The organism is Pseudomonas sp. CFBP13509, from assembly GCF_005233485.1.
GTDB classification, from domain to species: Bacteria; Pseudomonadota; Gammaproteobacteria; order Pseudomonadales; family Pseudomonadaceae; genus Aquipseudomonas; species Aquipseudomonas marginalis.
Genome location: NZ_QGAA01000043.1, coordinates 1 through 9,298, shown reverse-complemented (window position 1 = coordinate 9,298; position 9,298 = coordinate 1). Strand labels below are relative to the sequence as shown.

Sequence of the window (9,298 nt, the reverse complement as noted above, 5' to 3'; positions counted from 1 at the left end):
AGCTCACCTAATGACTACGCAAAGCAACTGAAGCAAACTGCTTAACACTCACTTCATGGCGTACGTTTTGAGGGAACAAGTCCATGGTTACTTTGGGGCTTTTCCAAAGTGACCCGCCGTAAGGGCGGAACCCATAGCCGCCGTTACCGCAGCAACGGATATGTACTCGGTCAAATCCAACGACATGGTCGGCCCAAAGGCCGCCACGGAAACAAGCTCCCTCACCACAAAGAGATTTTTCAGCCTGAAAGTTGTGTAGATACCCATGCCCCGATGGCGTCAGACCAGGCGCCGCTTACTTCGGCCCCATAATCTTCGCCAACTTCTCCGGCGACGGCGCCCCTTGCTGTTGCTGCAAGCCGCCCTTGTCATCCAGGTAGAAAATCGCCGGCGTCGCCGACAGTTCCAGCTCATCCATCAACTTCATATTGGCATCGAGCTTGGCTTCGATGTCCGCCGGGATCTTGGCCAGCGCCTGCAATTTGCTGCCCTTGCCGGCGGCTTCATGTTCTTCCAGGGCCTTTTGCGGGTCCTTGGCGGCGAACAGGGCGGCCGACTTGGCGGCGCTGTCTTCGCGGATGATGCCGACCATGATGTGGCGCAACTGCACCTTGCCGGCTTTTACCCATGGCCGCGCCTGTTCCCAGAACATGTTGCAGTACGGGCAGTTGGGGTCGCTGAACAGGTAGACGACGCGCGGGGCGTTTTTGTCGCCGTCCTGGATCCAGCTGCTTTTTTCCATTTTGGCCCAGACTTCCTTGGCCATCGGCGCGTACACCAGTTTTTCCAGGGGCGCGCTGCTCAGGTCATTGCCCTGGGCGTCGTACAGGTTGCCGGCGATCACGCTCTTGCCGTCGGCGGTCAGGTACAGCGCCATGCCGCGGTTCTGGTATTGCGCGGCGTAGCCGGTGAGGCCGCTGGGGGCGTCGAACTTGCCGAGGATTTTGGCGCCTTTGGCTTCGATCTGTTTGATCGGTGCCGGCCAGTCTTCGGCCTGGGCCAGGGTAGCCGCCAGTGTCAGCGGCAGCAGGGTCAGCAGGTGGCGGAGGCGAGGCATGTCGGTTTCCTTGTGGCGGCAGGGGCGGTGTCGAAGGGTTCCATGGCACGGGCCAGGCTGGCCTGGGACAACTCGCCCAGGTGGCTGTTGATCAGGCGCCCGTCGGCTTGGTAGAACAGCGTGGTGGGCAGGGCCATGGAGCCCACGGCCTGGCCGAGGCGGCCGCTGGCGTCGAACAACACGTTGTCGAGGGTCAGGCCCTGGGTGGCGAGGAAGGTGCTGACGCTTTGCATGCTTTCGGCCTGGTTGACGAACAGGAAGGTCACGTCGGGGCGCATGCGCTGGGCGTTTTCCAGCACCGGCATTTCGCGGCGGCACGGCGGGCACCAGGTGGCCCACAGGTTGATCACCAGCGGACCGCCCTGGTAATCCGCCAGTTGCACCACTTCGCCATTGGCGTTGCGCAAGGTGATGTCCGGCAGGCGTGTGCCTTTTTCATACACGCTCAAGGACAGGCTGGTCATGCCCCAGAACACCAGCCCGGTGATGACCCCGGCGCTCAGGGGCTTGCGCAGCGCCGGGCGACGCCAGCCATAGAGCAGTGCACCGAGGATCAGGGCGACGATACCGGGCCAGGCGAGAAAACCGCCGTCGCGCAGGTCGACCATCTGCAGCCAGTCGTTGCTGTAGTAACTCCAGTACATCAGCACGAAGCTGACGCGGGCCGCCAGCATGCCCAGCAGGAACAGGCTGAACAGCACCGATTCCGGATTTTCACCGCCACGCTTGGCCACGCGCCAACCCACCAGGGTGGCGAGAATCAACGCGCTGATCAGCAGGATGTGATTCAGGGCGATGGCGAAGGTGCCGATGGTCAGGGTCAGCATCAGAGGGCGTCCCGGGCTTGAGTCCAGCGTTGCAGGAAAGCGGCGGCATCCACTTCGCCGGTGATGCGCTGGGCGCGGCGTTCCTCACCGTCAGGGCCGATCCACACGAAGCTGGGCGGTCCCGGCACCTGGTAGCGGCCCAGCAGTGCGCGGCTGGCGGCATTGTCGGCGGTGACGTCGAGGCGTAGCAGGCGTACATCCTTCAGCGCGTCGAGCACTTCGGGTTTGCCGAACACCTGTTTTTCCATGATCTTGCACGACACGCACCAGTCGGCGTAGTAGTCCAGCAGCACCCATTGGCCCTGGGCCTTGGCGCTGTCGAGCTGGCGTTGCAGCACGCCGGGGTCATTGATGGTCATGAAGGCTTCGTGGGCGGTGGGTGCGGCGGTGGTCCGCGAGCCACTGTAGACCTTCAACGGTTGCCACAGGTCATCGCTGCCACCCGCCGCACCCACCAGCAGCAGGCCGCCCCACACCCCCACGACCACGGAACCGGCGCCGAACAGCATGGCGACCCGCCCGAAATCCTGGGCCAGGCGCCAGCCGCAATAGGCCATGGACATGGCCAGCACGCCCCACAGGCCGAGCCACAGGCTTTCGTCGATCACCGGGCGAATCATCAGCACGGCGGTGGCCAAGAACAGGAAGCCGAAGATGCCCTTGAGCACATTCATCCAGGTGCCCGGCTTGGGCAGGAAACGGTTGCCCACGGTCACCAGCAACAGCAGCGGCACGCCAATGCCGATGCCCATGGCGAACAGGATCAGGCCGCCGTGCAGGGCATTGCCGCTCTGGGCGATGTACAGCAATGCACCGGCCAGGGGCGCGGTCATGCACGGCCCCACCAGCAGGCCGGACAGCGCGCCGAGCACCCCGGCGCCGACCAGGCTGCCGCCGCTCTGGTTGCGGCTGACGTTATCCAGGCGATCGCGCAAGGCCACGGGCAGTTGCAGTTCGAAGAAGCCGAACATCGGCAGGGCGAGGATCACGAACAAGGCGGCGAAGCTGCCGAGGATCCACGGGGTTTGCAACAGCGCCGCGAGGTTGGCGCCGAGCAGGGCGGCGAGTACACCGAGCGCCGCATACACCAGCGCCATGCACACCACGTAGCTGCCGGCCAGGGCAAAGCCGCGACGCGGGCTGGCGCCACTGCCCACCACCAGGCCGGCGAGGATCGGCAGCATCGGCAACGAACACGGGGCAAACGCCAGCAGCAGGCCCAGGCCGAAGAACACCAGCAGGCTCCAGCCCAGGCTGCGTTGTTGCAGGCCGCTGGCCAGGCTCTGGTCCTGGGCTTCGGCGGTGGCCGCAACGGCGGGGTTGCCGCCCAGGTCTACGCTGATCGACTGCGGCGGATAGCACAGCCCCGCATCGGCGCAGCCCTGCCAGCCGAGCTTGACCTGGCCGGTGACACCGGCGGGAATCTTCACTTCCAGGCCCTGGCGATACACTTCCTGCTCGCCAAAGAACTCGTCGCTATGGGCTTCGCCTTGCGGCAGCACGGGCTTTTCGGCCAGGCCATCGAACTTCATGCGCTGCTTGTACAGGTAATAACCGTCGGCAATCTGCCAATACAGCTGGGTCTCGCCACTTTCAAGACGTTCGGAGGTAAAGGTGAAGGCCTTGCCCACCGGGAGGAAATCGGCTTTGGTCTCAAACGGATTGCCCGGCGCGGCCTGGGCGAACCCCGCGAATAACACCAGCAGAAAGGTAAACAGATGCCGCATGGTCAAGCCTTAGTTCGATGCAAGTGAGGCACACAATGTGTGGCGTTGATTAACCGATGATTAACCGGGCGCTATTCTAAAGTGTAGGGATTATCTGAGCTTGCATCTTTTCACGGCATAATCTGCGCTTAATCCGCTGCACTTTTAATCCCCCCATCTTTCATGAAGGGTTCAGCATGCACGTACTGGTCTGTGAAGACGACGAACTGATCGCCAGCGGCATCGTGGCCGGCCTCGGTGCCCAGGGCTTTACAGTCGAGCGCGTGGCCACGGCTGCCGCTGCGCGCGCGATGCTCAAGGCGGCGACCTTCGACATCATGGTGCTCGACCTCGGCCTGCCCGACGAAGACGGCCTCAAGCTGCTGCAACAGCTGCGCAGCCAGGGCCTGGAGATTCCGGTGCTGATCCTTACCGCGCGGGACTCGGTGACCAACCGCGTCGACGGCCTGCAAGCCGGTGCCGATGACTACCTGCTCAAACCCTTCGACCTGCGCGAATTGGCCGCACGCCTGCAAACCCTGCTGCGCCGGATGGCGGGGCGCAGCGTCAACCTGATCGAGCACGGCCGGCTGACCTACGACCCGAGCAGTCGCGAAACCCTGTTGGGCGGCCAGCCGGTGGACCTGTCCCGACGTGAACAGGCGCTGTTGCAGGCGCTGTTGCACAACAAGGGCCGGGTGCTGTCCAGCGAGCAACTCAAGGACAGCGTCTACGGCTTCAACGATGAACTGGAAAGCAACGCCCTCAACGTGCATATCCATCACCTGCGGCGCAAGTTGGGCAATGGCATCGTCGAGACCGTACGCGGCCTGGGTTATCGCCTCGGCCCGGCAGATGACGGAGAAAATGCTTCGTGAAAAGTCTGCGCCTGCGCCTGACGTTCAAGCTCGGCGCCGCGTTTGTGCTGATCTGGGCCCTGGCGGCGGCCTGGATGCTTAACGACCTGCGCAACCAGATGATGTTTTCCCTCGACCAGCGCCTGGTGGCGTCGGCGCGCATGGTGGCGGGCCTGACCGAGCAGATGCCGGGCCTGGCCAGTGTCAGCGGCGGCGCGCATTTCAGTGCCGAGCAACTGAATGTGCCGGGGGGCATGGCCTGCCAGGTCAGCTCCTTGCGCGGGGAAATCCTCGCCCGCAGCCATACCACGCCGGATGAGGGCCTGGAGTCGCGCAAGAGCGGCTTTCGTGACCAAGTCATCGATGGCGTGGGATGGCGCAGTTTTACCCTGTCCCGTGGCGACCTGTTGATCACCACCGCCGACCGCCAGGTGGAGCGCGAGGCGCTGAACCTGTCGATCCTGCTCGCCGCCTCGGTGCCGGTGGGCGTGGCGATGCTCGGTTGCCTGTGCCTGTTGTGGCTGGGCATCGGCCAGAGCCTGCTGCCGCTCAACCGCATGCGTGACGCGCTGATGCGCCGCAGTGCCGATTCCCTCGAACCGTTGCAGATCCACCCATTGCCCAGCGAACTCAAGCCGCTGCTCGACACCCAGAACCAACTGCTGCAACGCATCGCCAAGACCATCGAGCGCGAACGCCGCCTCACCGGCGACGCCGCCCACGAGCTGCGCAGCCCGCTGACGGCGATCAAGACCCACCTGCAAGTGGCGCGCATGACCGAGGGCGCGGCCCGCGACCAATCCCTGGCCCACGCCGAGGAGGGCGCCGACCGCTTGCATCGCACCCTGGAGCAATTGCTGCTGTTGGCGCGGGTGGAAGGCAGCCTGTCATTCGACGATGGCTTGCAGTCCAGCGCCGAGGAAGTCGCGCGGCTGGCGATCCAGGACGCGAATGCCGGCGATAATGGGCGTATCGACCTGAACCTGGCGGACAACCTCAGCGAAACCCCGGTGGACATGCCGGTGGGCCTGGCGGTCGCGGCCCTGCGCAACCTGCTGGACAACGCCCTGCGCCATACACCCGCAGACACACGGGTGGAGCTCAGTGTGTTCACCGCCGCCGATCACGTGATCTTCCGCGTGCGCGACCACGGCAAGCAGATCTCCCCCGAAGACCTGCAATACCTCACCCAACGCTTCTGGCGCAATGGCAACAGCGAGGGCTGTGGCCTGGGCCTGGCGATCGTGCAGGCGATCGTGCAGCGCTGTTCCTGCTCGTTGACGTTCGATAGCCAGGTGGATGGCCTGCGCGTTGACCTGGGCATGCCGTTGCGACGCTGACCGCGTTTTTTCACAAGCCAAATAGTTACCGCCCGCTTGAAGTGCAAGCCTTCAGGATGGCGGTAATTTTTTTGCGCTTGAACGGGCCGAAAGACTCGGCCTGTATTGAAAAGGACGGTTCTTATGTTGGTCATCGATACCAGTTTCCCCGCCAGGGATTTCAACGAACGTCACGGCGAACCCGTGCGGCAGGTGATCCTGCATTACACCGCGGCGCCGTTCGCGTCCTCCTTGCGCACCCTGACCCGGAACGGGATCAGCGCGCATTACCTGCTGCCAGATCCCCATGAGCCCGGCTACCGCGCCGCCGGGTATGACGAGTTGCGCGTGTTTCGCCTGGTGCACGAAAACCAGCGCGCCTGGCATGCCGGGGCGAGTCACTGGGCGGGGCGCGATAACCTCAACAGTCGGGCGATCGGCATCGAGATTGTCAACCTGGCCCGGGATGACGGGGGCGTATTCACCTTTCCAGCGTACGGCCAGGAGCAGGTGGCGGTGTTGATTGCATTGCTTCGCGACATCCTTGGGCGTTACCCGCAGATCGGGCCGGCCGACATTCTCGGGCACTCGGACGTGGCGTACTGGCGCAAGAGCGATCCGGGACCGCGCCTGCCGTGGCGCGGTTTGTTCGAGGCGGGAGTCGGGGCGTGGTTCGACGAGTCGACGCGGGCCATGTACCAGCGCCGGTTTTGTGTCGGGCTGCCGCCTGAAGTGGAGGTGGAGCGGGCATTTCAGCGCTATGGCTATAAGCCGGCGCAGAATCGCCAGGCGTTCGAGCAGCGCACCCGGGCGTTTCAGATGCACTTTCGGGCGCGGGATTATTGTGGTGTGTTGGATGCCGAGACCTGCGCGATCCTGTATGCCCTGAATGAAAAGTACCGCGGACTGTAAAGCCCGGCATATTTGGATCTTCATGCATCAGTTACCGACAACAGCCCCTAAATCCGATTGAAGCTGGTGCGTTTCCAGAACAGGAAATCCGTGCGCATGCCCTTGGGCCAGACGCCAACGGATCGGCAGTTTGGTCACCATCATCCGCGTATTGAGGGATCGAGAGATGTCAGTCGCTACCAGCCGTATCGAAGATACCCAGGTGCATGAAACGCTTTATCAGTTCGACGAAAGCCCGCTGCTGGCCCGCCAGCGCCAGCAGGAATCCAACGCCCGCAGTTACCCACGGCGCATTCCCCTGGCGCTCAAGCGCGCCAAGGGGATCTACGTGGAAGACGTGGAGGGCCGCAGTTTCATCGATTGCCTGGCCGGCGCCGGCACCCTGGCGTTGGGGCACAACCACCCGGTGGTGATCCAGGCCATCCAGCAAGTGCTGAGCGACGAACTGCCGTTGCACACCCTGGACCTGACCACTCCGGTCAAGGACCAGTTTGTGCAGGACCTGTTCGGCCTGCTGCCGGCGGAGCTGGCGCGGGAAGCCAAGATCCAGTTCTGCGGCCCCACCGGTACCGATGCCGTGGAAGCAGCATTGAAATTGGTGCGTACTGCCACGGGGCGCAGCACGGTGCTGTCGTTCCAGGGCGGTTATCACGGCATGAGCCAGGGCGCGTTGAGCCTGATGGGCAGCCTGGGGCCGAAAAAACCCTTGGGTGCCTTGCTCGGCAATGGCGTGCAGTTTTTGCCATTCCCTTACGACTACCGTTGCCCGTTCGGTCTCGGCGGCGCAGAAGGCGTGCGGGTCAACCTGCATTACCTGGAAAACCTGCTCAACGACCCGGAAGCCGGGGTGTTGCTGCCGGCGGCGGTGATTGTCGAGGTGGTGCAGGGCGAGGGCGGGGTGATCCCGGCCGATCTCGACTGGCTGCGCGGCCTGCGGCGCATCACCGCGCAGGCCGGCGTGGCGTTGATCGTCGATGAGATCCAGAGCGGTTTCGGCCGTACCGGCAAGATGTTTGCCTTCGAACACGCCGGCATCATTCCGGATGTGGTGGTGATGTCCAAGGCCATCGGCGGCAGCCTGCCGTTGGCGGTGGTGGTGTATCGCGACTGGCTCGACACCTGGCTGCCGGGCGCCCATGCCGGGACATTCCGTGGCAATCAGATGGCCATGGCGGCCGGTTCGGCGGTGATGCGCTACCTCAAGGAGCACGACCTGGCCGGCCATGCGACCGTCATGGGCGAGCGCCTGGGCGAACACCTGCGCATCCTGCAGCGTGACTACCCGCACCTGGGGGATATTCGCGGGCGCGGGCTGATGCTCGGTGTGGAACTGGTGGACCCGGACGGCGCCCTGGATATCCAGGGCCACCCGCCGGTGCATCGCCAACTGGCACCGCTGGTACAGCGTGAATGCCTCAAGCGCGGCCTGATCCTCGAGCTGGGCGGCCGGCATGGCAGCGTGGTGCGCTTCCTGCCGCCACTGGTGATCACCGCCGCCGAGATCGACCGCGTGGCCGAGATCTTCGGGCGCGCCCTGGCGGCAGCCGTCGCCAGCCTCTAATTTTTTGGCGTGTTGGTACGTTTCTACAGATATCAGCGCTGCGCATGGTGCGCAGCCAGCCTTTGAGCGATGGAGAACAGCAATGACCTCAGTATTTGACCGCGACGACATCCTGTTTCAGGTAGTGGTCAACCATGAAGAACAGTATTCCATCTGGCCCGACTACAAGGCCGTGCCGGAAGGCTGGCGCACCGTGGGCAAGAGCGGCCTGAAGAAAGAGTGCCTGGCCTACATCGAAGAAACCTGGACCGATATGCGTCCGTTGAGCCTGCGCCAGAAGATGGACGGCGCAACGCTGGCCTGACGCAAAACCTGCAGTAGGCCGGCCTGTCGTGGTGGGCGGGCCTGTTGTGGCGAGCGGGCTTGTTGTGGTGAGCGGGCTTGCCCCGCGCTGGGCTGCGAAGCAGCCCCAAAACCAGCCGCTGAGTTATGTCTGATACACCGAGTGCTTCTTGAGTGGGGCTGCTTCGCAGCCCAGCGCGGGGCAAGCCCGCTCACCACAAAAGCTCACCACAAACCACAAAAAGCTCATCACATTCGCCATGACCTTACGCGTTCTTGTCCTTCTCCAACCCCGCCGCAGCCCCCGTCACCACTTGCACACTCAAGCGCGGCGTGGCCAGGTCCAGACCGGCGTCATCCAGATGCCGCTTCAGTGACAGGTTGAACGCCCGCGACACTTCCCACTGCTTGATCGGCGCCGTCTTGAACCGCGCGCGCAGGATCGCACTGCCCGACTCGAAGCTTTCCACCCCCTGGATCTCCAGCGGCGACCAGATATTGCGGCGTTGCAGCGGATCGTTACGCATTTTCTGGCCGACATCGCGCATCAGCTTGATCGCATCGTCGATTTCCATGTTGTAGGGGATCGCCACCCGGAAGATCGCGTAGCCGAACTCCCGCGAGTAGTTCTTGATGCTCTTGATCTCGCTGAACGGGATGGTGTGCACGATGCCGTCAATGTCGCGAGCGGGCTTGTTGTGGTGAGCGGGCTTGCCCCGCGCTGGGCTGCGAAGCAGCCCCAAAACCAGCCGCTGAGTTATGTCTGATACACCGAGT

9 protein-coding genes are annotated in these 9,298 nt (G+C 63.7%); 5 read left to right on the top strand and 4 right to left on the bottom strand.

Going from position 1 to position 9,298, the window contains the following annotated elements; genetic code table 11:
- Positions 1-295: 295 nt before the first annotated feature.
- From dsbG to dsbD, 3 genes are read right to left on the bottom strand one after another with little or no spacing between them, the layout of a single operon-like run.
- Positions 296-1,057: a thiol:disulfide interchange protein DsbG gene (gene dsbG / locus PspCFBP13509_RS31175; protein ID WP_065948620.1), complete on the bottom strand. Its 762-nt coding sequence runs from the start codon at positions 1,055-1,057 to the stop codon at positions 296-298.
- Entirely contained in the window at positions 1,033-1,884 is an 852-nt protein-coding gene (locus PspCFBP13509_RS31170) for a TlpA disulfide reductase family protein (RefSeq protein WP_065927226.1), read from the bottom strand. Before PspCFBP13509_RS31170 ends, dsbG begins: the two co-directional genes overlap by 25 nt.
- Complete coding sequence (dsbD, locus tag PspCFBP13509_RS31165) at positions 1,884-3,611, bottom strand: protein-disulfide reductase DsbD (RefSeq protein ID WP_137213189.1); 1,728 nt, start codon at positions 3,609-3,611, stop codon at positions 1,884-1,886. The genes PspCFBP13509_RS31170 and dsbD overlap by 1 nt, the downstream gene beginning before the upstream one ends.
- A 176-nt stretch (positions 3,612-3,787) precedes the next feature.
- Between dsbD and PspCFBP13509_RS31160 the strand changes: the two genes are divergently transcribed.
- The 5 genes from PspCFBP13509_RS31160 to PspCFBP13509_RS31140 all read left to right on the top strand — a co-directional run bounded on the left by PspCFBP13509_RS31160 (position 3,788) and on the right by PspCFBP13509_RS31140 (position 8,543).
- Positions 3,788-4,468: a response regulator gene (locus PspCFBP13509_RS31160; RefSeq protein WP_065927228.1), complete on the top strand. Its 681-nt coding sequence runs from the start codon at positions 3,788-3,790 to the stop codon at positions 4,466-4,468.
- Complete coding sequence (locus PspCFBP13509_RS31155; protein ID WP_065927229.1) at positions 4,465-5,787, top strand: ATP-binding protein; 1,323 nt, start codon at positions 4,465-4,467, stop codon at positions 5,785-5,787. The genes PspCFBP13509_RS31160 and PspCFBP13509_RS31155 overlap by 4 nt, the downstream gene beginning before the upstream one ends.
- A 123-nt stretch (positions 5,788-5,910) precedes the next feature.
- A complete protein-coding gene (locus PspCFBP13509_RS31150) occupies positions 5,911-6,678 on the top strand; it encodes an N-acetylmuramoyl-L-alanine amidase (RefSeq protein WP_137213188.1) in 768 nt (255 codons plus the stop codon).
- A 166-nt stretch (positions 6,679-6,844) separates the two neighbouring features.
- Entirely contained in the window at positions 6,845-8,239 is a 1,395-nt protein-coding gene (locus PspCFBP13509_RS31145) for an aspartate aminotransferase family protein (protein WP_065927231.1), read from the top strand.
- Positions 8,240-8,321: 82 nt separating this feature from the next.
- The gene (locus PspCFBP13509_RS31140) at positions 8,322-8,543 is read left to right on the top strand and encodes an MbtH family protein (protein ID WP_027603905.1); all 222 of its coding nucleotides are present in this window, start codon (positions 8,322-8,324) and stop codon (positions 8,541-8,543) included.
- Positions 8,544-8,787: 244 nt separating this feature from the next.
- Here the strand turns inward: PspCFBP13509_RS31140 and PspCFBP13509_RS31135 are convergent.
- Positions 8,788-9,298, bottom strand: a 511-nt coding sequence (locus PspCFBP13509_RS31135) for a mechanosensitive ion channel family protein (protein ID WP_242001118.1), incomplete at its 5' end; no start/stop codon positions are given.

Excerpts from the sequence above, each read along its gene's own strand:
- PspCFBP13509_RS31150 (WP_137213188.1), top strand. The coding sequence starts at position 5,911 with ATGTTGGTCATCGATACCAGTTTCCCCGCCAGGGATTTCAACGAACGT.
- dsbG (WP_065948620.1), bottom strand. The coding sequence starts at position 1,057 with ATGCCTCGCCTCCGCCACCTGCTGACCCTGCTGCCGCTGACACTGGCG.
- PspCFBP13509_RS31140 (WP_027603905.1), top strand. The coding sequence starts at position 8,322 with ATGACCTCAGTATTTGACCGCGACGACATCCTGTTTCAGGTAGTGGTC.
- PspCFBP13509_RS31170 (WP_065927226.1), bottom strand. The coding sequence starts at position 1,884 with ATGCTGACCCTGACCATCGGCACCTTCGCCATCGCCCTGAATCACATC.
- PspCFBP13509_RS31145 (WP_065927231.1), top strand. The coding sequence starts at position 6,845 with ATGTCAGTCGCTACCAGCCGTATCGAAGATACCCAGGTGCATGAAACG.
- PspCFBP13509_RS31160 (WP_065927228.1), top strand. The coding sequence starts at position 3,788 with ATGCACGTACTGGTCTGTGAAGACGACGAACTGATCGCCAGCGGCATC.
- dsbD (WP_137213189.1), bottom strand. The coding sequence starts at position 3,611 with ATGCGGCATCTGTTTACCTTTCTGCTGGTGTTATTCGCGGGGTTCGCC.